At 70.5% G+C, this 20,995-nt stretch carries 17 protein-coding genes and 1 pseudogene; 12 read left to right on the top strand and 6 right to left on the bottom strand.

Translation table 11 applies throughout. From position 1 onward, the window contains the following. Positions 1-221: 221 nt before the first annotated feature. A complete protein-coding gene (locus EJC77_RS20795) occupies positions 222-653 on the top strand; it encodes a helix-turn-helix domain-containing protein (RefSeq protein ID WP_205787425.1) in 432 nt (143 codons plus the stop codon). Further along, positions 542-1,324, top strand: coding sequence for an IS630 family transposase (locus tag EJC77_RS16560; RefSeq protein WP_205787423.1), 783 nt, complete (start codon positions 542-544; stop codon positions 1,322-1,324). The genes EJC77_RS20795 and EJC77_RS16560 overlap by 112 nt, the downstream gene beginning before the upstream one ends. 8 nt (positions 1,325-1,332) lie before the next feature. On the opposite strand, the gene EJC77_RS16555 is transcribed toward EJC77_RS16560, so the two are convergent. Continuing rightward, positions 1,333-1,809: a formylglycine-generating enzyme family protein gene (locus EJC77_RS16555; RefSeq protein WP_276309090.1), complete on the bottom strand. Its 477-nt coding sequence runs from the start codon at positions 1,807-1,809 to the stop codon at positions 1,333-1,335. Between the two features lie 379 nt (positions 1,810-2,188). Further along, on the bottom strand, positions 2,189-2,785 hold the full coding sequence (locus EJC77_RS16550) for a TetR/AcrR family transcriptional regulator (protein ID WP_125615148.1): 597 nt from the start codon (positions 2,783-2,785) through the stop codon (positions 2,189-2,191). An 86-nt stretch (positions 2,786-2,871) separates the two neighbouring features. Here EJC77_RS16550 and EJC77_RS16545 point away from each other — a divergent pair, with 86 nt between their 5' ends. The 3 genes and pseudogenes from EJC77_RS16545 (at position 2,872) to EJC77_RS16535 (ending at position 4,913) form a co-directional block, all read left to right on the top strand. Beyond that, entirely contained in the window at positions 2,872-3,231 is a 360-nt protein-coding gene (locus tag EJC77_RS16545; protein WP_125615145.1) for a cupin domain-containing protein, read from the top strand. Continuing rightward, positions 3,228-3,617 carry a nuclear transport factor 2 family protein gene (locus EJC77_RS16540; protein WP_125615142.1) on the top strand — a complete coding sequence of 130 codons (390 nt, stop codon included), beginning with the start codon at positions 3,228-3,230 and terminating at the stop codon, positions 3,615-3,617. The genes EJC77_RS16545 and EJC77_RS16540 overlap by 4 nt, the downstream gene beginning before the upstream one ends. 788 nt (positions 3,618-4,405) lie before the next feature. After that, positions 4,406-4,913, top strand: a pseudogene (locus EJC77_RS16535) (recombinase family protein). Between the two features lie 157 nt (positions 4,914-5,070). Here the strand turns inward: EJC77_RS16535 and EJC77_RS16530 are convergent. Genes EJC77_RS16530 through EJC77_RS16520 form a run of 3 tightly spaced genes read right to left on the bottom strand, consistent with a single transcriptional unit; the run spans position 5,071 to position 8,709 of the window. After that, positions 5,071-6,015: a MaoC family dehydratase gene (locus EJC77_RS16530; protein ID WP_240630319.1), complete on the bottom strand. Its 945-nt coding sequence runs from the start codon at positions 6,013-6,015 to the stop codon at positions 5,071-5,073. Then, positions 6,012-7,373 (bottom strand): 3-oxoacyl-ACP reductase, encoded by a 1,362-nt coding sequence (locus EJC77_RS16525; RefSeq protein WP_125615139.1) that lies wholly within the window; start codon positions 7,371-7,373, stop codon positions 6,012-6,014. The genes EJC77_RS16530 and EJC77_RS16525 overlap by 4 nt, the downstream gene beginning before the upstream one ends. Beyond that, positions 7,366-8,709 (bottom strand): acetyl-CoA C-acetyltransferase, encoded by a 1,344-nt coding sequence (locus EJC77_RS16520; RefSeq protein WP_125615136.1) that lies wholly within the window; start codon positions 8,707-8,709, stop codon positions 7,366-7,368. The genes EJC77_RS16525 and EJC77_RS16520 overlap by 8 nt, the downstream gene beginning before the upstream one ends. 62 nt (positions 8,710-8,771) lie before the next feature. Here EJC77_RS16520 and EJC77_RS16515 point away from each other — a divergent pair, with 62 nt between their 5' ends. Both EJC77_RS16515 and EJC77_RS16510 read left to right on the top strand, forming a co-directional pair. Then, positions 8,772-9,464, top strand: coding sequence for a TetR/AcrR family transcriptional regulator (locus EJC77_RS16515; protein WP_240630318.1), 693 nt, complete (start codon positions 8,772-8,774; stop codon positions 9,462-9,464). Between the two features lie 8 nt (positions 9,465-9,472). Next, a complete protein-coding gene (locus tag EJC77_RS16510) occupies positions 9,473-11,542 on the top strand; it encodes an acyl-CoA dehydrogenase family protein (protein ID WP_125615130.1) in 2,070 nt (689 codons plus the stop codon). 113 nt (positions 11,543-11,655) lie between these two features. Here EJC77_RS16510 and glgA read toward each other — a convergent pair whose 3' ends face one another. After that, positions 11,656-12,849 (bottom strand): glycogen synthase, encoded by a 1,194-nt coding sequence (gene glgA, locus EJC77_RS16505; RefSeq protein WP_125615127.1) that lies wholly within the window; start codon positions 12,847-12,849, stop codon positions 11,656-11,658. Positions 12,850-12,952: 103 nt separating this feature from the next. Here glgA and glgC point away from each other — a divergent pair, with 103 nt between their 5' ends. From glgC to EJC77_RS16480, 5 genes are all read left to right on the top strand, one after another. Continuing rightward, the gene (gene glgC / locus EJC77_RS16500; RefSeq protein WP_125615124.1) at positions 12,953-14,398 is read left to right on the top strand and encodes a glucose-1-phosphate adenylyltransferase; all 1,446 of its coding nucleotides are present in this window, start codon (positions 12,953-12,955) and stop codon (positions 14,396-14,398) included. Continuing rightward, entirely contained in the window at positions 14,395-15,834 is a 1,440-nt protein-coding gene (locus tag EJC77_RS16495; RefSeq protein WP_125615121.1) for an SDR family oxidoreductase, read from the top strand. Before glgC ends, EJC77_RS16495 begins: the two co-directional genes overlap by 4 nt. Beyond that, entirely contained in the window at positions 15,828-16,886 is a 1,059-nt protein-coding gene (locus EJC77_RS16490; protein ID WP_420820331.1) for a YeiH family protein, read from the top strand. The genes EJC77_RS16495 and EJC77_RS16490 overlap by 7 nt, the downstream gene beginning before the upstream one ends. 62 nt (positions 16,887-16,948) lie before the next feature. After that, the gene (gene pepN / locus EJC77_RS16485) at positions 16,949-19,618 is read left to right on the top strand and encodes an aminopeptidase N (protein ID WP_125615161.1); all 2,670 of its coding nucleotides are present in this window, start codon (positions 16,949-16,951) and stop codon (positions 19,616-19,618) included. Next, positions 19,615-20,985 (top strand): FAD-binding oxidoreductase, encoded by a 1,371-nt coding sequence (locus EJC77_RS16480; protein ID WP_125615118.1) that lies wholly within the window; start codon positions 19,615-19,617, stop codon positions 20,983-20,985. The genes pepN and EJC77_RS16480 overlap by 4 nt, the downstream gene beginning before the upstream one ends. The last annotated feature ends 10 nt before the right edge of the window (positions 20,986-20,995 follow it).

Genomic DNA, 20,995 nt, shown 5'->3' with positions numbered 1-20,995 from the left:
CTGGCACAACGACAGCATCGGCGCAACCATCCGCCGCTCCCTGACCGCCTACGACCACTGACCCCTTGGAATTACTCGTCTAGTAGATCGTCGTCGCTAATGCGCGTGGTGTGGGGGATGATGTTTCTGGCGGGTTCTTCCCCGACCGCCCGCCGGGAACGGGGGCCGTCATGGCCAGGACGAAGTCACGGCCGGTCAGGCTCAGCCCGGCGGACCGGGAGATGCTGACCGGGATCCTCCGCACCGGCTCCCATCCGGCCCAGCAGGTGCGCCGGGCCCGGATCCTGCTGGAACTCGACGAGAACCACCCTGGCCGTGATGGCGCGGTGCCCTTCCAGACGGTGGTGGCCGAGCGTGCCGGGGTCTGTGTCGACACGATCGTGAAGGTCGCCAAGGCCTATGCCGATCACGCCGGAGACGTGACGGCGACGATCCGGCGGAAGAAGAGACTCACCCCGCCGATCGAGCCGATCGTCACCGGCGAGGTCGAGGCCCGCCTGATCGCGCTGGCCTGTTCGGCACCTCCCGAGGGGTACGAGCGGTGGAGCCTGCGCCTGCTGGAGAAGCACGTCGCGCTCCTCGACGACATCCCCGACCTCGACCACTCCACGATCGGGCGGGTCTTAAAAAAACGGCACTTCGCCCCCACCTGAAGCGGTGCTGGACGATCCCACCGCACGCCAACGGGGAGTTCGTCGCCCGGATGGAAGACGTGCTGGACGTCTACGCCACCGCCTACGACCCGGCCGTGCCGGTCGTGTGCATGGACGAGAAGCCCTACCAGCTCCTCGCGCACGCCCGGGATCCGATCCCGGCCGCGCCCGGGCGTGACCGCAGGGAGGATTCCGAGTATGTGCGCCACGGGACCTGCTCCATCTTCGTGTGGGTCGAACCGCTGGCCGGCCACCGTCGGGTCATCGCCCGTGACCGGCGAACCCGGATCGACTGGGCCCACGAGGTCGACCGCCTGCTCACCCTCGACTACCCGGACGCCGGGACGGTCGTGCTGGTGATGGACAACCTCAATACGCACACCCTCGGATCCCTGTACGAGGCGTTCGACCCGGCCAAAGCGCGCAGCCTGGCCCAACGCCTCGAGATCCACCACACGCCCAAGCACGGGTCCTGGCTCAACATCGCCGAGATCGAGCTCTCGGCCCTGACCCGGCAGTGCCTGGACCGGCGGATCGATGACCTCGGCATCCTCAACGCCGAACTCGCCGCCTGGCAGGAGGCAACGAACGCGGACCAGCGGCAGGTCAACTGGCAGTTCACCACCGCCGGCGCCCGCACCAAGCTGCGACATCTCTACCCCGAGCCATGAGAAGTAGATTAGATACGACGGTCTACTAGGGTGTCCTGCAGGCCAAAGTCATTAGCTTGCTTCAAGCCCACTTCCTGCGGATTCTCTACCTCGTCTTTCGCTGTCCACCCGATGATGTCGAGGGGTCCGTAGTGTGGACCATTAGTGCCAGCGCGGCACGCATATTCCCACTCAGCCTCGGTGGGTAGCCGGTACCCGGTGGAGTCCGTCCTCCAGATTACTTCGCCGTCATTAAGGCTGTACGCAGGAGCAATCCCTTCGCGCACCGACGCCGAATTGCAAAACTTAATGGCGTCCAGCCAACTGATATCCACCACTGGTGTTTGTGCACCTGGCCCTTCACCGCCCATCACCTGCGCGTGTTGAGCCGCAGTGACAGGGACGGTCCCTATTTCGAATGGCTCTAGTTGGACAACCCATCGGCGTCGGCGTCGCGCGTCGTGCAACTCCACTTGTCCGGCCGGTAGCGGACGAAGATCGAACATAGGCATGTCACAATGCTCCCACGCGGCCGTCCCGTTGGACGGTCGGGTTCGGGGCACCGAACCATTTGAATTTGGACGTGACCTATCAGCGGCAGCTCGTCCCGCAGGGAAACCTTGAGCGGGCAGCCCTGAGCCGGGGCCGGCTTGTAACCCAAGGCCAGGTCTGAGCTCTTCGGCGAGTTCGGTTAGATAACGGGAGGCCCTGCGCCGGGGTGAACAAGCTGCCTCCCGCACCGGCGAGTTCATCTGCCACCGGTGCGAATGCGCTTTGAGCGTGTTGCATGGTTTTTCGGTCGGTGAGGGCAACCGCTGCGCGCGGTGTGGCATCACAGTGCCTCGAGGTGTCCTTCGCCGTCCGATGACCTCCGGCCGCGATCTGTTATGGCTTCAGGAGCTCCAACACCGTGGCGGCTGAATGTTGAAATCTTGCGATGTCGCCGTAGGACCGTGCGACGAGCATCGCTCCCTCCAGGCCGCCGATGAGCACTTGGGCGACGGCGGACAACGAGTCTGTGGGTCTGATGGCTCCTTGGTCCTCGCCTTCGTTGAGAATGCGAACAAGCCAGGCTTCGGTCTCGTCAAAGAAGGTGATGACGGCCTCCTTCATGGGGTCCGGGAGTGTCTGATACTCCGCGGCGAGCATCCCGCACAGGCACATCCGGTCCTCGACCATCACGGCCGCGTACAGGGCCACAAAGGCGTCAAGTTTGGCGAGAGCCCCCTCGTGAGAATGGTCGATCGACTCCAGCTCCGCCCTGAACCTTTCCGCGTAGCGGGTGACCAGGGCCAGACCGAGGGCCGCCTTGCCGGGAAAGTGGTAGTGCAGGGCAGGTTTGGTGATGTGCAGTTCGGCCGCCACATCCGCATAGCTGAAGGCATTGAACCCCCGGGTTTGGACCAGCCGTTCGGCGACATTGAGGATCTGCTCCGCTCGGCCGCCGGCCTGTGCGCCCCCGCGTGTCTGGGTAGGTGCCACGGGTAAACCTACTCTCTGGTATGCCTTGACTTACTAGTAGGTCAATTTTACCATGTTCGTAGGTTCTTAAAGGTAGGGAGACCGTGATGACCACCTCGGAGAAGAAGAGCTTCGAAACAGCGGACGAGACGCGCGCGTTTCCGCTGGGCCAGGCGCAGATTGTGCAGATGGCGGCCGGAGAGGTTGGCCGGCTGACCCTCCAACCCGGGTGGCGGTGGTCCGAATCCGTCAAGCCGATAGCACAGACCGAAAGCTGCCAGGCCCCGCACTTCCAGTATCACGTCAGCGGACGGCTGAGAATCCGGATGGACGACGGCACCGAGTACACGGCGGAACCGGGCGACGTCACCTCGCTGCCCAGCGGCCACGATGCCTGGGTGATCGGCGACGAAGCCGTGGTCGTGGTGGACTGGGCCGGGGCGAGCAACTATGCGAGGCCGTCATGACCGGGCGGAACGAGGCGGTCATCGAGCGCCTCATCGCATGCATCAACGCTCGTGACGTCCGCGTCATGGACGAACTGTTCCATGACGACGCGGTGATGGACTGGCCGCAGTCGGGCGAGATCGTACGGGGCGCGCAGAACCGCCGCGCCATCTATGCTGCGTTCCCGCAGCTGCCCACGATCACCCCGCGACGGATGCTCGCCGCCGACGACCTCGTGGTCGCCGAGGCCCGGCTCGACTACGGCGGACCGGTCTACGACACCGTGTTCATCTTCGAGTTCCGCGACGACAAGATCGCGCGGGAGACCGCGTACTGGAGCGAACCATTCGAGGCGCCCGCGTGGCGCGCCGCCTGGGTGGAGGAGACCGCGCCAAAGGCACCGTAGGGGCACCGTTCACACCCGCCATGCCGTGATCGCCCCACGACCCGCGATAGCACGAGTCGCGTGGATCGAACCGCCGGTGACGCAGCTGCTGGTGCCGCTACGCATCGTCGCGAACAAGGGGTGCGGCGGGGCATCCTGATCCAGGCGGTCACCGGCAGCACGACTATCGGAGCCTACCGGCCCCCGGAGCCGCCGGCCCGTGGCATCGACCTGCCCACACGCGCGACGAATCAGCACCCGAGCGACTCCAAGGAGCTTGACAACGACGGATGCGCTGTCAGGAAAACGGTAGATCTGGTCCCCCCGACCCCAGCCAAACACCACGACCAGTCGAGAGTTCGCCCGCGCAGTGATCGTCCGGAGAGGGATCGGCTTGCGGTCGGAGTCGAGCTGCTGATCAGGAACAGGCTCTGAGGAAACTCGTGGCACCAGGTCGTTCATGGAAGGTCACGGTGTGGCTGTCGTCGTCCTGGAAGACGGCCTTTGGCCCTGCGACCGTGATGGTGCCTGACTGGTAGGGGTTGCCCCAGCCACCAGGAGGATTTCCGTGGCCGTCGTCGAGCGGCTGGTCGGCGCCGAAGCGGGTGTCCTGCACTCGCGCCTCGTAGATGCCCGCAGTGCGTGTAGAGATCGAAGGGGACGCTCGAGGCGCGGGTGATTATCGGACCTTCCGCGGCGTCGTCTGCCGGCGTGGCCGGCTGTGCACATCCGCTCAGCACCGCTAGCGCTAGCGCGGCTGCCATGGCGGCAAGGCGAACGACCACGACCTCACCGCCCAGAAAAACGCCCTGGCCACTCTCGGGGTCACACCGCAGAAGACGTTCACCGACCAGGGCCTCACCGGCGCCAACCGGGCCCGCCCGGGCTCAGGGAAGCGCCGGCCGCCTGCCGGGCCGGGACACCCTGGTTGTGACCAAACTCGACCGCTTGGCCCGGTCCCTACGCTACGCGACGGACATCGCCGACGATCTCACCCGCCGCGGAGTCAAGCTGAGCATCGGCGGCTCGGTCCACGACCCTACCGATCCGGTGGGCCGGCTACTCTTCAACGTCCTGGCCATGGTCGCCGAATTCGAAGCAGACCTGATCCGGGCAAGGACCCGGGAGGGCATGGCAGTCGCCAAGGCAAAGGGCCGCCTCCGAGGGAAACAGCCCAAGCTCACCAAAACACGGGAAGCCCACCTGGTCTCCGTTCACCGGGCAGGGAAACACACAACGGTAGAGATTGCCGAACTCGTCGCGGTGGCCCGCTCAACCGTCTACCGCGCCATCAAACGCGCCGGCGACGCCGCATGACCGCTTAGCGTGAATTTCCGTACCGATCCTCCTCGGACCCCAAGCCAACAGGTCTCGTATGAGGGTCTCGCTGCCCAGCCGCTCCCCGCCCTCGCAAGCTCGGAGGGGGCCCACGGCCGCGACGGGTCTCGACAGGCTCGACCACGGGAGGGGGTGACTACGCGGGGAGCACCCGTACGGAACCGCTGAAATGCTGCCTGGCGCTGCTCGCATTCCAGCCCACGAACCCGGCACCCGCCCAGCCGCCGCCGTCGTCGGACCTGTCGGTGACGCACAGCGACACCGTGGCCGGCAGGAAGATCGGCGCGCCGAACGAGATGTCCCACGCGAACGCGTCCGGCTTCGGCGAGCCGATGCCCTCGATCACGCGCGAGGCTGCATACATGCCGTGCGCGATCGAGCGGCGCATGCCCAGCATCCTCGCGCTGAGCACGCTCAGGTGGATCGGGTTGAAGTCGCCCGACACGGCCGCGTAGGCGCGTCCGGTGTCGACGCCCAGCCGCCACCGCGCCGTCGCCGCCGGCGGATCGAACCCCTCGCGGGCGGACGCCGTGGCGGGCCTGTCCAGACCATGCTTGTCCAGACCGGGCTTGTCCAGGCCCGGCAGGAACACCCCCCTGGCCAGGTACGTGGACACGCCCCGCCAGACGACGGCCGGGTCGGGCGCGGCCCGGACCTCGGCGACGATCTCGACCTGCGTGCCGGCGCGGTGCCCGGCCAGGTTGCGGGCCCACGCCCGGACGGCCAGCGGCTGCCGGTACTGGATGGGGGCCAGGTGCTCGACCTCGTTGCGCAGGTGGATCATGCCCAGCAGCGGCAGCGGGAACTCGTCGTCGACCATGACGGACATGGCGACCGGGAACGCCAGGGCATGGACGTACCCGGAGGGCAGCACGTCGCGGGCCGGCTGGCCCATCAGGTGCTGGAATTCGGTCAGTTTCGCCGGGTCCGCCCTGATGCCGGTGACCTCCGCGGCCCGGGACGGCAGCGTGAGGACCGGCGCCGTGCGCAGCAGCCTCGCCTTGGCCGCCATGGCCACGGCGTTCACGTACAGCTTCGACAACGACGGCCCCGCGGCCGGCCGCCCTCCCCCGGCGCTCACTGCCCCACCAGGTTCTGCCCGCACACGCGCAGCACGTTCCCGGTGACCCCGGCGGCCGCATCGGAGGCCAGGAACGCGATGGCCTCGGCCACGTCCGCCGGCTTGCCGCCCTGCTGCAGGCTGTTGAGCCGGCGGGCCACCTCGCGCGTGGCGAAGGGGATGCGGGCCGTCATCTCGGTCTCGATGAAGCCGGGGGCGACGGCGTTGACCGTCCCCCCGCGCCCGGCCAGCAGCGGCGCGGTGGCCTTGACCATGCCGATCACACCGGCCTTGGACGCGGCATAGTTCGTCTGGCCGCGGTTGCCGGCGATGCCGCTCGTGGACGACACCGACACGATGCGCGGGCTGCGCGTGAACAGGTCCGAGGCCAGCAGCGCCTCGTTGATGCGCAGCTGGGCGGCGATGTTCACGGCGATGACGGAATCCCAGCGGGCCGCGTCCATGTTGGCCAGCAGCTTGTCGCGGGTGATGCCGGCGTTGTGCACGACGATGTCGAGCCGGCCGTGCCGTTGTGCGGCGTGGGCCAGGATGCGCTCGCCGGCGTCCGCGGCCGTGATGTCGACCTGCAGCGCCGTGCCGCGGATCTCGTTGGCCACCGCCGCCAGGTGGTCCCCGGCGGCGGGCACGTCGACGGCGATCACGGCGGCGCCGTCGCGTGCCAGCGTGCGGGCGATGGCCGCACCGATGCCGCGGGCCGCACCGGTGACCACGGCGACCCGGCCGTCCAGGGGCCGCGCCCGGTCGATCGCGCCAGCTTGTCCCGGCGTGCCAACCGAGAGGAACTGGCCATCGACGAACGCCGACCGGGCGGACAGGAGGAAGCGCAGCGCCCCGAGCGTGTTCGGCGCATCGGGCGCCACGCCGTCGGCCAGCATCAGCCCGTTCGCGGTGGACCCGGCGCGCAGCTCCTTGGCGAGCGAGCGCAGGATGCCGTCGACCGCGTGGCGCGCGGCCGCCGGCGCCGGCGCCTGGTCGGCGGCGGCCGGCCGGGAGATGGTGACCACGCGGCCGTTGCCGGCCAGGTCGCGCAGCGACGCGCCGGCCGCACGCACCGGGTCGGACAGCTCATCGGGGTGCGCCAACTCGTCGAGCACGACGACGATGGCCGCCAGCCGCTCCCCCGGCGTGGCGTGCCGGCGGACGTCCAGCTGCCACGCCAGCAGGGCGCCCGCGAGCGCGTCGGCCCCCGCACCGACCCCGACCACCAGGACGGGTCCGGCCAGCAGCGGGGCGCCCGGCGTGTACCGGCGCAGGATGGCCGGCCGCGGCAGGCCCAGGCGCCTGGCCAGCACCCTGCCGAAGCCGCGGTTGACGAACGCTGTGTACGAGTCGGCGCCCGGGGCGCTCCTGCTACGCATCCTGGACGCTCGCCTCAAGCAGCGCGACGACGCCCTGGCCGCCGGCGGCGCACACGGAGATCAGCCCGCGCGCGGGCCGGCCGTCCACGGTGCCGGCGTCGTGCAGCATCTTGGCCAGCGTGGCCACGAGCCGCCCGCCGGTGGCCGCGAACGGGTGGCCGGCGGCCAGCGACGAGCCGTTCACGTTCAGCCGGCCGCGGTCCACGGTGCCGAAGGCGCCGTCCAGGCCCAGCCGGTCACGGCCGAAGTCCGGGTCCTCCCACGCGGCCAGCGTGGCCAGCACGGTGCCGGCGAACGCCTCGTGGATCTCCACGAAGTCCAGGTCGTCCAGCGTCAGCCCGTTGCGGGCCAGCAGGCGCGGCACGGCGAAGGCGGGCGCCATGAGCAGCCCGTCCCTGCCGTGCACGAAGTCGACGGCGCCGGCCTCGCCGTCGACGACGGTGGCCAGCATGGGCAGGTCGTGGGCGGTGGCCCACTCCTCGGAGGCCAGCAGCACGGTGGACGCGCCGTCGGTGAGCGGGGTGGAGTTGCCGGCGGTCATGGTCGCCGCCGCCCCGAGGTTCTTGCCGAACACGGGCTTGAGCGAGGCAAGCTTGGCGAGGGTGCTGTCGGCGCGCAGGTTGTTGTCGCGGGCCACGCCCCGGTACGGGGTGATGAGGTCGTCGAAGAAGCCGCGGTCGTACGCGGCGGCCAGGTTCTGGTGGCTGGCCAGCGCCAGCTCGTCCTGCGCCTGGCGGGTGATGTTCCACTGTTTCGTCGTGAGCGCCTGGTGTTCGCCCATCGACAGCCCGGTGCGCGGCTCGCTGGTGGACGGGCTGTCCGGGGACAGGTCCTTGGGCCGGAGGCGGGCCAGGATGCGCGCCCGCCGGCGCACCGTCTTGGCGCGGTTGAGGTCGAGCAGGATGGCGCGCAGGCCCTCGCTGACGGCGATGGGGGCGTCGGAGGCGGAGTCGACGCCGCCGGCGATGGCCGAGTCGATCTGGCCGAGCCTGATCTTGTTCGAGAGGCCGACGACCGCCTCCATGCCGGTGGCGCAGGCCTGTTGCAGGTCGTAGGCCGGCGTGGTCGGCGCCAGCGCCGAGCCGAGGACGGCCTCCCGGGTCAGGTTGAAGTCGCGCGAGTGCTTGAGCACGGCGCCGGCCGCCACCTCCCCGATCGTCTCGTCCTGCAGGCCGAAGCGGGCCACCAGGCCGTCGAGGGCGGCCGTGAGCATGTCCTGGTTGGAGGCCTTCGCGTAGGCGCCGCCGGCGCGGGCGAACGGGATGCGGTTGCCGCCGACGACGACGGCGCGGCGCGGCAGTGCGGCCGGGGCCGGCTGGGGTGCCCTGGGGGTCATGGGGTGTCTCCTTGGGGTGACGACGATTACTGGTACTCAGCGTACCTGATACGCTGGGTACCGTGAAAGCAGTCCACCCCGTGCCCACGACGGCATCCCCCGTCGACGGGCGGTCGGCGCGCTGGGAATCCCACCGTGAGCAACGCCGTCGTACCCTCATCAAGGCGGCGCGCCGCGCCGTGCACAGGCTCGGCGCCGATGCCTCCATGGAGGACATCGCCGCCGCGGCGGGCACCTCGAAGTCCGTGTTCTACCGGTATTTCGGCGACAAGGCGGGACTGCAGAAGGCCGTCGGCGAGGTGGTGATCGCCCAGCTGCAGGGCGCCATCGTGGCCGCCGGGCGGACGGCCCGCGGCCCCCGCGAGGGCCTCGTGAACATGGTGCACGCCTACCTGACCACGGCGCAGACCTCCCCCAACGTGTACATCTTCGTCACCTCCGCCACCGACGACATCCCCGGTCCGCCCACCGTGGAGCTCGGCGGCTTCTTCGACGCCCTCGTGACACTGATCGCCACGCCCCTGCGGCGCTACCTCCTCGAGGACGGCGCCGTCGAGGAGGACGCACCGCTGCTGGGCTACTGGCCGGTCGCCGCGCTGGGACTGATCCGCAGCGTCGGTGAACACTGGCTGCGCGCCGCCCCGTCCCCGGAGAATCCCGACGCGGCCGCCATGGCCGAACAGGTCGCCGCCTGGCTGTTCGACGGCCTGCCCACCGGCACCGCACCACTTTCCACCCACCACGAGCGCAAGTGAGGACCCCGATGAGCCCCGCCACCACCCCGGCCATGACAACCCGAACCACCCACGGTGGCGACGCGCCGGAAGTCGACGTTGCCGCCCTGGGCGAACTGCTGCTGGGCCGTTGGGCCGACGTCCGGCGCCAGGCCCGGGCGCTCGCGGCGAACCCGGACATGCATAAGATCGAGGGGCTGACCCACACGGACCACCGCGCCCGCGTGTTCGGTCAGTTGCAGGTGCTGGTCCGCGAAAAGGCCGTGCACCGGGCGTTCCCGGCCCGGCTGGGCGGCGGCGACGACCACGGCGGCAACGTCGCCGGGTTCGAGGAACTCGTCACGGCCGACCCGTCGCTGCAGATCAAGGCCGGTGTCCAATGGGGGCTGTTCGGCTCCGCCGTGCTGCACCTGGGCACCGCCGGGCACCACGACAAGTGGCTTCCCGGCATCCTGAGCCTGGACATCCCGGGCTGCTTCGCCATGACGGAGATCGGGCACGGCTCGGACGTCGCCTCGATCGCCACGACCGCCAGCTATGACCCCGACGCGGGGCAATTCGTGATCCACACCCCGTTCCGCGCCGCCTGGAAGGAGTTCATCGGCAACGCCGCCCTGCACGGCGAGGCCGCCGTCGTGTTCGCGCAACTCATCACGAAGGGCGTGAACCACGGCGTGCACGCGTTCTATGTGGAGCTGCGCGACCCGGCGACGAAGGAGTTCCTGCCCGGGGTGCGCAACCACGACGACGGCGTCAAGGGCGGGCTGAACGGGATCGACAACGGCCGGCTGTGCTTTACGAACGTCCGCATCCCGCGCACGAACCTGCTCAACCGGTACGGCGACGTGGCCCCCGACGGCACGTACAGCTCCCCCATCGCCAGCCCGGGCCGGCGCTTCTTCACCATGCTCGGCACCCTGGTCCAGGGCCGCGTGTCGCTGGACGGCGCCGCCGTCGCCGCCGCCAAGGTCGCGCTGCAGATCGCCATCACGTACGCCGGTGAACGGCGCCAGTTCACCGCCGCCTCCGACGTCGACGAGGTTGTGCTGCTGGATTACCAGCGCCACCAGCGCCGGCTGCTGCCGCTGCTGGCCACCACCTATGCGGCGTCGTTCGCGCACGAGACGCTGCTGGCGAAGTTCGACGGCGTGTTCTCCGGCGCGCAGGACACGGACGCGGACCGGCAGGACCTGGAAACCCTGGCCGCGGCGTTGAAGCCGCTCTCCACCTGGCACGCCCTCGAGACGTTGCAGGAATGCCGGGAGGCGTGCGGCGGCGCCGGGTTCATGGCCGAGAACCGGTTCGTCTCGCTGCGCGCCGACCTGGACGTGTATGCCACGTTCGAGGGCGACAACAACGTGCTGCTGCAGCTCGTGGCCAAACGCCTGCTCGCCGACTACAGCTTGGAGTTCCGCTCCATGGACATCGGCGTGCTGGCGCGCTTCGTCGCCGGCGCGGCGGCCGACCTGACGCTGAACAAGACCGGGCTGCGGCAGGTCGCGCAGTTCGTCTCCGACTCCGGCAATGCGCAGAAGTCGGCGAATGCGCTCAAGCACGAGGCCACCCAGCGCCGGCTGCTCACCGAACGCGTCCAGGGCATGGTCGCCGAGGTGGCGGGGGCGCTGCGGGAGGCGGCCAAGCTGCCCAAGGACCGGGCGGCCGCCCTATTCAACGACCACCAGCACGAGCTCATCCAGGCCGCCCACGCCCATGCCGAACTGCTCCAGTGGGAGGCGTTCACGGACGCGCTGGGCACGATCGAGGACGCCGGCACGCGCCGGGTCCTGGCCCGCCTGCGCAACCTGTTCGGGCTGACGCTCATCGAGAAGCACCTCGACTGGTACCTGATGAACGGCCGGATCTCCATGCAGCGTGCCCGCACGCTGGGCCCGTACATCAATCGCCTGCTGGCGAAGCTGCGTCCGCACGCGGCGGACCTGGTGGCGGCCTTCGGCTACGGCCCCGAACACCTCCGCGCGCCCATCGCGTCCGGGGTGGAACGCGAGCGCCAGGACGAGGCCCGGGACCACTACCGCGCGTTGCGGGCCAGCTCCGGGGCGCCCATCGACGAAAAGGTGCTGCTGCTCAGAAAGAACTGAGGACCCTGTGGTTGAGCCTGTCGAAACCGTTAAGCCTGTCGAAACCCGCGTCTCGACAAGCTCGACCACCGACATGCTCGCCAAGTTTCGGCAAGCTCAACCAGCGGTCGGTACTAGAGCACGGACTCGTACACGTCCAGGGTCGCCAGGCCGATGCTCTCCCACGCGAAGTGCTCGGCAGCCCGGGCCCGGCCGCGTTCGCCCATGGCGCGCGCGCCGGCGGGGTCGCCGACTACCTGGTTGAGCGCCGCCGCGAAGTCGTCGACGAAGCGGTCCGGGTCGACCGGGGTGCCGGTGCCGTCGGCGGCCTGCTCCAGCGGCACGAGCAGGCCGGTCGTCCCGTGGTCGACGACCTCCGGGATGCCGCCGGTGGCGCTGGCCACGACGGCGGCCCCGCACGCCATGGCCTCCAGGTTGACGATGCCCAACGGCTCGTAGACGGACGGGCAGGCGAACACCGTCGCATGGCTGAGCACCTGGATGAGTTCGTGCCGCGGCAGCATGCGTTCGATCACGACGACGCCGTCCCGGGTGGCCCGCAGCCCGTCGATCAGGCCGGCGACCTCGGCGGCCAGCGCGGGCGTGTCGGCGGCGCCGGCGCACAGCACCAGCTGCACGTCCGGCGGCAGCTGCGCCGCGGCCCGGAGCAGGTACGGCACGCCCTTCTGCCGGGTGATCCGGCCCACCCAGGCGACGCTGGGCCGTCCGGGGTCGATGCCGAGCGTGCGCACGAGGTCGTCGCCCGGGTCCGGCCGCCACAGGTCCACGTCGATCCCGTTGTGCACGACCCGAACCTTCGCCGGGTCGACGCCCGGGTAGGAGCGCAGGATGTCCTGGCGCATGCCGTCGGAGACCGCGATGACGGCGGCGGCCGCCTCGAAGGCCGTCCTCTCCGCCCAGGACGAGAGCGCATACCCTCCGCCGAGCTGCTCCGCCTTCCAGGGGCGCAGCGGCTCGAGGCTGTGCGCGCTGAGCACGTGCGGGATGCCGTGCAGCAGCGAGGCCAGGTGACCGGCCATGTTCGCATACCACGTGTGCGAGTGCACCAGGTCCGCGCCGGCAATGTCCGGGACCACCTGCAGGTCCACGCCGAGGGTCTGCAAAGCGGCATTCGCCTCCCCGAGTTCGGGCAGGTTCCCGTACGAGGACACCCGGGCGCCGTGGTAGTCCGCCGGGCGCGGGGCGCCGAACGCGCGCACGCGCAGGTCCACCTGCGCCGCCAGCACCCGGCTCAGCTCGGCCACATGCACACCGGCGCCCCCGTAGATCTCGGGCGGGAATTCTCTTGTCACAATGTCGACTCGCACAGCACCAAGGTAGTCGGCCGCGACGCGTTTGATCTAGTGTGAAGCCAACCGACCGGTAAAAGTCGGATGACAATTGCAACATTCAAGGGACAGAGGTTGTGAAATGTCGGTGAAGAAGGTGCTGGCCATCGTGCTGGCCGGTGGTGAGGGCAAGCGATTGATGCCGCTGACGGCGGACCGGGCCAAGCCGGCCGTCCCGTTCGCAGGCTACCGGCTGGTGGACTTCGCGTTGTCGAACCTGGCCAATTCGGGCTACCACCGGGTCGTGGTGTTGACCCAGTACAAGTCGCACAGCCTGGACCGGCACGTCTCGGAGACGTGGCGGATGTCAACCCAGTTGGGCAACTATGTGGCGTCGGTGCCCGCCCAACAGCGCATGGGCAAGAGCTGGTTCCTGGGCAGCGCGAACGCCATCTTCCAGTCCATGAACCTGATCGTCGACGCCGCACCGGACATCGTCGTCGTCGTCGGTGCCGACCACGTGTACCGGATGGACTTCGAGCAGATGGTCGAAAGCCACATCGCCTCCGGGGCCCGGGCCACCGTGGCGGCCGTGCGCCAGCCGCTGGAAATGGCCGACCAGTTCGGGGTCATCGAGGTGGACCGCGAGCACGAATCCGATGCGCCGGGCGCGCACCGGATCGCCGCGTTCGTCGAGAAGCCGGCGTCGACCGCCGGGCTGCCCGAGGACCCGGACTCCTTCCTGGCGTCCATGGGCAACTACGTGTTCGACGCCGACGCGCTCGTCGAGGCCCTCGAACACGACGCGGCCCGGCTGGACACCGGACACGACATGGGCGGGGACATCGTGCCCTACTTCGTCGACCGCAACGAGGCCTGCGTCTACGACTTCACCTCCAACGACATCCCCGGCGCCACCGACCGGGACCGGACCTACTGGCGCGACGTGGGCACGCTGGACGCCTACTACGACGCGCACATGGACCTCATCTCCCCCATGCCCGTGTTCAACCTGTACAACGCCGAATGGCCCATCTTCACCCGGCACAACACGTCCCCGCCGGCCAAGTTCGTCCGCGGCACCCACAACACGATCGGCACCGCGCTGGACTCGATCGTCTCCAGCGGCGTCGTCGTCTCGGGCGGTGTCGTCGAGCACTCCGTGCTGTCCCATGGCGTGTTCGTGGGCACCGGCGCGCGCGTCATCGATTCGGTGCTGCTGGACAAGGTCGCCGTCGGGCCCGGCGCCGTCGTCCGGCATGCCATCATCGACAAGAACGTGCGTATCCCGGCCGAGGCCGTCATCGGCGTCGACCCGGAACTGGACCGCGCCCGCGGCTTCCACGTCACCGGCTCCGGGCTCACCGTGCTGCGCAAGGGCCAGCTGGTCCCGGCGCCGGAACCGGCCGAGATCGAGCTGGCCCGCACGCTCGCGGCGGAAATGCCGCAGGCCCTGCAGGAGGCGATCGAACGGGACGAGGTGTGCGGCGAAAAGCTGGCCAGCGTGGTCGAGCACCAGGTGGACGCCACCCGGGCGGTCACCGGCGGGGCGGACCCGGTCCCGGCAGCGGCTAAAATTGATGGGTGACTGCCGCTGACCTGACGCCCGAGGAAGTCCAAAACTGCATCAAGGTTTTGGAGACGATTCACCTTTACGACGAGGAACACCCCGATTACATAAAGGTGCGCCACGCCACGGGCAAAATGTTCAAGGCCGTGAAAAGGCACCGCCGGACTACGAAGCGCGACGCCGTCAACGCCGCCGACCGGGCCGTCATCGCGCGCACGGCGACGGCGGCCCCGGACCGCATCGACGACGAGACGCGCGGCAACAAGCTGGCGCCGTCGGCCGGCGGTGCCGTGGCCGGGACGCTGCTGCGCTCGCGCGCCTGCTACGTGTGCAAGCGGCATTACACGCAGGTCGACGCGTTCTACCACCAGCTGTGCCCGGAGTGCGCCGCGTTCAACCACTCCAAGCGGGACGCGCGAACCGACCTGACCGGGCGGCGCGCCCTGCTGACCGGCGGCCGCGCGAAGATCGGCATGTACATCGCGCTGCGGCTGCTGCGCGACGGCGCGCACACCACCATCACGACGCGCTTCCCGAAGGACGCGGCGCGCCGCTTCGCGGCCATGGAGGACAGCGGCGACTGGCTGCACCGGCTGCGGATCGTCGGCATCGACCTGCGCGACCCCGCCCAGGTGGTGGCCCTGGCCGACTCGCTGACCGAGGCCGGGCCGCTGGACATCATCATCAACAACGCGGCCCAGACCGTGCGCCGCTCCTCCACCGCCTACAAGCCGCTGGTGGACGCCGAGCTCGAACCGCTGCCCGACGACGCACCCATGCCCGAGCTCGTCACGTTCGGGCACGCCCATGACAGGCACCCGCTGGCGCTGGCCGCCCAGATCGCCGAGCACCCGGTGCTGGCCGGGGACGAGATCGCCTCGCTGGCCCTGTCCATGGGATCCGCGTCGCCAGAACGCATCGCCGCCGGCACGGCCATCGACGCCGGCGGGCTGGTCCCGGACCTGGCCACGATCAACAGCTGGACGCAGGTCGTGGACCAGGTCGACCCGCTGGAGATGCTCGAGGTGCAGCTGTGCAACGTGACGGCCCCGTTCCTGCTGGTCTCCCGGCTGCGTCCGGCCATGCGCGCGTCGACGGCCCGGCGCAAGTACATCGTGAACGTCTCCGCCATGGAGGGGCAGTTCTCCCGCGCCTACAAGGGCCCGGGCCACCCGCACACGAACATGGCCAAGGCCGCGTTGAACATGATGACGCGCACGGCGGCCGGCGAGATGCTGGAGACCGACGGCATCCTCATGACGGCCGTGGACACCGGCTGGATCACCGACGAGCGCCCGCACTTCACGAAGATCCGGCTGGCCGAGGAGGGTTTCCACGCCCCGCTGGACCTGGTCGACGGGGCCGCCCGCGTCTATGACCCGATCGTCATGGGCGAGGCCGGCGAGGACCAGCACGGCGTGTTCCTGAAGGACTACACGCCCAGTCCCTGGTGAGCACGCCCCTGCCCCGGACGATCCCCGGCCTGGCGGCCGCCCTGGCCGCGGTGGCGGTCGCGTTGGCAACCCACGCCCTGGTGCCGTGGCTGCCGGCCATGACCATCGCCGTCGTGCTCGGCATCGTCGCCGTCAACCTGCCGGGCACGGCCGGGCTGTGCGACGGGCCGTGGCGGGCCGGGCTCAACGCCGCCGGCAAGCACCTGATGCGGGCCGGCATCGTGCTGCTGGGCCTGAAACTGAGCCTGGCCGATATCGCCGCGCTCGGCTGGCGCACGGGCGCGCTCGTCGTCGCGGTGGTGCTGCTGGCGTTCGCCGGCACGTACGCGCTCGGCCGGCTGTTCCGGCTGCCCGGCGACACCCCCCTGCTGATCGCCACGGGCTTCGCCATCTGCGGCGCGTCCGCGATCGGCGCCATGGCGGCCGTGAAGGGAACGCGGACCCGCGAGACGGTGCTGCCGGTGGCGCTCGTGACGCTGTGCGGCACGCTGGCCATCGGCGTGCTGCCGCTGCTCATGCACCCGCTCGGGCTGGGCCCGGTGATGTTCGGGCAGTGGGTCGGCGCCGGCGTGCACGACGTCGGGCAGGTCGTGGCCACGGCGCAGACGGCCGGCGCCGCCGCCCTGTCCGCCGCGATCATCATCAAGCTCACCCGTGTGGTGCTGCTGGCGCCGATGGTCGCCGCCGTCGGCGTGTTCGAACGACGCCGGCACGTCCGCAGTGCCCGGCTCGCCGCCGCGTCTCCCGCGACAGGTTCGATGGCGGCCACGGCGGTGTCGCCGGCACGGTTCCCGCCGGTCGTGCCGTTGTTCGTAGTCGGCTTCCTGGCCCTCGTCACGGTGCGCACGCTCGGCTGGGCCGGACCCGGCCTGGTGGACGCGGCCGGACTGGCACAGGACGTCGTGCTGGGTGCGGCGCTGTTCGGCCTGGGGTCCGCGGTGCGGGTTCGCGAACTGTTCCACAGCGGGCTGCGGGCCACGCTCATGGCGTTGTGCGCGTGGGTGCTGATCGCCGCGCTCGCACTGGCGGCCGTGCACCTGATGGGGCGCTGACCGGGTCCCGCACGGCGTGGTTAGATGAAACCGTGTCTAACTCAAATCCGCACAATTCAAATCTGCGCAATTCGAATCTGCACCGCGAGGAAGCGGCCGCCCGCAAGGCCCTGGTGGCCGTCCACGACTACGACGTGGCCGTGGACCTCAGCGACGCTCCGGACGCGGCGCGGCCGGGCTTCGCCACGACCAGCACCATCCGGTTCGCCGCCGCCACGCCCGGCGCCACCACCTTCCTGGATTTCATCGGCCTCGGCGTGCAGTCCGTGGTGCTCAACGGCAAGGAGCTGGACCCGGCCGTCGTCGTCGAGGACGCGCGCATCGCCCTGCCGGACCTGGCCGCCGAGAACACGGTGGTGGTCACGGCCACGGCCGCCTATTCGCGCAGCGGTGAGGGCCTGCACCGGTTCACCGACCCGGCCGACGGGCGCGTCTACACGTACACCCAGTACGAGCCCGCCGACGCCCGCCGCGTGTTCGCCAACTTCGAACAACCCGACCTGAAGGCGCCGTTCACGTTCCACGTCACCGCCCCCGCCGGCTGGGAGGTCGGCTCCAACCGGGAGCCCGTCGCGCAGACACCCGTCGGGACGGCAAACGGCGACGCCGTCCGCTGGGACTTCGCCCCGACGGCGCCCATCTCCACGTACATCACCACCATCCTGGCCGGGCCCTACTTCAAGGCCGAGGACCACTTCGCCATGACGTTCGGCCCGGACAGCGCCCACGCCGGTGAGATCCTCGAGATCCCGCTGGCCGCCTACTGCCGCGCCTCCATGGCGGAGCACTTCGACGCGGGCGCCATCTTCGACGTCACGAAGGCCGGCCTCGCGTTCTTCCACCGGGTGTTCGACTACCCGTACCCGTTCGGCAAGTACGGCCAGGCGTTCGTGCCCGAATACAACCTCGGCGCCATGGAGAACCCGGGCCTGGTCACGTTCACCGAGGCCTACGTGTTCACCTCGCGCGCCACGGACACCCAGTACCAGCAGCGCGCCAACACGATCATGCACGAGATGGCGCACATGTGGTTCGGCGACCTCGTCACCATGGCCTGGTGGGACGACCTGTGGCTGAAGGAGTCGTTCGCGGACTTCATGGGCCACCTGGCCGTCGCCGAGGCCACGCCGTGGGCCGCGAAATCGTGGACGTTGTTCGCGAGCCGGCGCAAGACGTGGGCGTACGTCCAGGACCAGCTGCCCACCACGCACCCCATCGTGGCCGACATCCCCACGCTGGAGGCCGCGAAGCAGAACTTCGACGGCATCACCTACGCCAAGGGCGCCTCCGTGCTCAAGCAGCTCGTCGCCTACGTGGGCCAGGACGCGTTCCTGGCCGGCGCGCGGGAGTACTTCCGCACGCACGCCTACGCGAACACGGCGCTGGCCGACCTGCTCGAACCCCTCGGCACGGCCTCCGGCCGCGACCTGCGCACGTGGGCCCGCCAGTGGCTGCAGACCGCCGGCATCGCCACGCTCACCCCGGCCGTCACGGTCGCCGACGGCGCCATCACCGACCTGTCCATCCGCCAGGACGCCGTGGATCCGGTCACGGGCGAACCGGCACCGCGACCGCACCGGTTGGCCGTGGGCCTGTACAGGTTCGACGGCGACAGGAACGACGGCGGTGCCCTGGTCCGGTACGGCCGTGCCACGATCGACGTGGCCGGGCCCGTGACGACCGTGACCGAACTCGTCGGCGCCCCCGCCCCGGACCTCGTCATCGTCAACGACGAGGACCTCACCTATGCCAAGGTCCGGCTCGATCCGGCCTCGCTGGCCACGGCGCTCACCGGTCTGGACGCACTGGCCGACCCGATGGCCCGCAGCCTGGTCTGGTCGTCGCTGTGGAACGCCACCCGCGACGCCGTGCTGTCGGCCGACGCCTACGTGCACGCCGTGGCGGCCTTCGCCGCGAGCGAGGACGACATCGCCGTGTTGCAGTCGCTCGTCGACAACGCCTGCGTCGCGCTCACCCACTACACCCCGGCCGAGACGCGTGGGCAGCTGCGCGCATTCCTGGCGACCGCCGTCGAACGCGAGCTGGATGCCGCGGCGGCCGGCAGCGACCAGCAGCTCGTCTGGGCCCGGGCGCTGGCCCTGCTCGGGCGCGACAGCGCCGCCGTCGCCCCGCGGCTGCGGGCCCTGCTGGGCGGCTCCGGCGTGCCCGCCGGGCTCGCCATGGACGCCGACCTGCGGTGGCGCGCCTGGCAGGGGCTGGCCGCCCAGGGCGTGGCCACGGAGGCGGAACTCGACGCCGCACTGGCGGCCGACACGACGGCGGCCACCCGCGCCGACCATGCCACAGCGCTGGCCGCCCGTCCGTCCGCCGACGTCAAGGAGGCGGCCTGGACGAGCGCGCTCGGCGACACGACACTGACCAACCAGCTGCTCGGGGCCACCATCAGCGGCTTCACGATCGGCGGGCCCGAGCTGCTGGCCCCGTTCGAGGACCGCTACTTCGCCGCCATCGACACGGTCTGGGGCCAGCGCAGCATCGAGATCGCCGACCGGATCGTGGCCGGGCTCTACCCGGGGCGCCAGGACCTGCCGCCGGGCACGGACCCGGCCGCGCACCCGACGGTGCGGCGCACCGACGCCTGGCTGGCGGCCCACGGCGACGCGGCGCCCGGGCTCCGGCGCATCATCGTCGAGCGGCGCGACCACCTGCTGTGGGCCCTGGCCGGGCAAGCCTTTGGCCGTGAGCCCGCCCGCGGGGAGGCGCGGCCGTGAACGCCGGGTTCCTTGCGGACCTCGCCGGCGCCGTCCCGGCCGGACGGGTCCGCACGGACGCGGCGTCGTTGGCCGCGTACAGCCACGACGACGCCGAATGGGCCGACTTCGTGCCGCCGCTGGCCGGGAGCACGGGGGAGGTGTCCGCCGTCGTCACGCTGGCGGCGGCCGTCGGGGTGCGGATCGTCCCGCGCGGCGCCGGCACCGGGCTCTCCGGCGGCGCCAACTCCGTGGCCAACGCGATCGTGCTGTCGCTGGAGACCATGACCGGCGTCGTCGAGGTCAACGACCGTGAACGCTACGCGCGGGTCCGGGCCGGCACGCTCAACGAGGACCTGCGCCGGGCCGTCGCCGCGCACGGCCTGTGGTACCCGCCGGACCCGGCCAGCCGCGAGATCTCCACGATCGGCGGCAACGTCGCCACGAACGCCGGCGGCATCTGCTGCGTGAAGTACGGCGTCACCGGCGACTACGTGCTCGGCCTGACGGTCGTCCTGGCGGATGGCTCGGTGGTGGACCTCGGCCGGCGCACGGCCAAGGGCGTGGCAGGCTACGACCTCACCGCGCTCATGGTGGGCTCCGAGGGGACCCTGGGCATCATCACCGAGGCCACCGTGAGGCTGCTGCCGCTGGGCGGCCGGGAGAACCGGGCCGTCATCGCCTACTTCGACGACCTCGTCGACGCCGGACGCGCGATTGCGGCCGTGGGTGAGGCCGGCATCATCCCCAGCGCGCTGGAACTCGTCGACCGGGCGTGCCTGCAGGCCGTGGACGACTGGAAGCAGCTGGGCCTGACGGAGGCAGGGCAGGTACTGCTGCTGGCCGCCGTCGACGAGCCCGGGACCCACGGCGACGACCTCGCCCGGGAGCTCGAGGACCTGTTCGTGCGGCACGGCGCGACCCGGGCGGAGCGGTCCATCGACGCGGACCAGGCCGACGACCTGTTCCTGGCCCGCCGGCTGGCGTACCCGGCCCTGGAACGGTTGGGGCCCGTGCTCACCGAGGATGTGTGCGTGCCGCTGGCGGCCGTGCCGGAAATGCTGCGCCGGATCCGGGACACGGCCACGGCCCACGATGTCACGATCGCCAACATCGCCCATGCCGGGGACGGCAACCTGCACCCGCTGATCATCGTCCCCGACGGCGACGACGCGGCCCGGGACCGGGCGAAGACCGCGTTCGACGTCATCATCGCCGACGCATTGGCACTGGGCGGCACCACGACCGGCGAACACGGCGTGGGGCTGCTCAAGCTCCCCGGCATGGCGGCCGAGTTCGACCCGCGGGTGATCGGGCTCCACCGCGCCATCAAGGCCGCCCTGGACCCGCAGGGCCTGCTGAACCCGGGCAAGGCGTTTCCCGGCTGAGTGGTGAAGG

This window comes from Specibacter cremeus, from assembly GCF_003946885.1.
GTDB classification, from domain to species: domain Bacteria; phylum Actinomycetota; class Actinomycetes; order Actinomycetales; family Micrococcaceae; genus Specibacter; species Specibacter cremeus.
The sequence above is the reverse complement of the archived record's forward strand: the minus strand, read 5'-3'. Positions and strand labels throughout refer to the sequence as shown.

Bases quoted from the DNA above. Each gene is read 5' to 3' on its own strand.
- EJC77_RS20795 (WP_205787425.1), top strand. From the start codon at position 222: ATGCTGACCGGGATCCTCCGCACCGGCTCCCATCCGGCCCAGCAGGTG.
- EJC77_RS16555 (WP_276309090.1), bottom strand. From the start codon at position 1,809: ATGTTCGATCTTCGTCCGCTACCGGCCGGACAAGTGGAGTTGCACGAC.
- EJC77_RS16545 (WP_125615145.1), top strand. From the start codon at position 2,872: ATGACCACCTCGGAGAAGAAGAGCTTCGAAACAGCGGACGAGACGCGC.
- EJC77_RS16540 (WP_125615142.1), top strand. From the start codon at position 3,228: ATGACCGGGCGGAACGAGGCGGTCATCGAGCGCCTCATCGCATGCATC.
- EJC77_RS16525 (WP_125615139.1), bottom strand. From the start codon at position 7,373: ATGCGTAGCAGGAGCGCCCCGGGCGCCGACTCGTACACAGCGTTCGTC.
- EJC77_RS16520 (WP_125615136.1), bottom strand. From the start codon at position 8,709: ATGACCCCCAGGGCACCCCAGCCGGCCCCGGCCGCACTGCCGCGCCGC.
- EJC77_RS16510 (WP_125615130.1), top strand. From the start codon at position 9,473: ATGAGCCCCGCCACCACCCCGGCCATGACAACCCGAACCACCCACGGT.
- glgC (WP_125615124.1), top strand. From the start codon at position 12,953: ATGTCGGTGAAGAAGGTGCTGGCCATCGTGCTGGCCGGTGGTGAGGGC.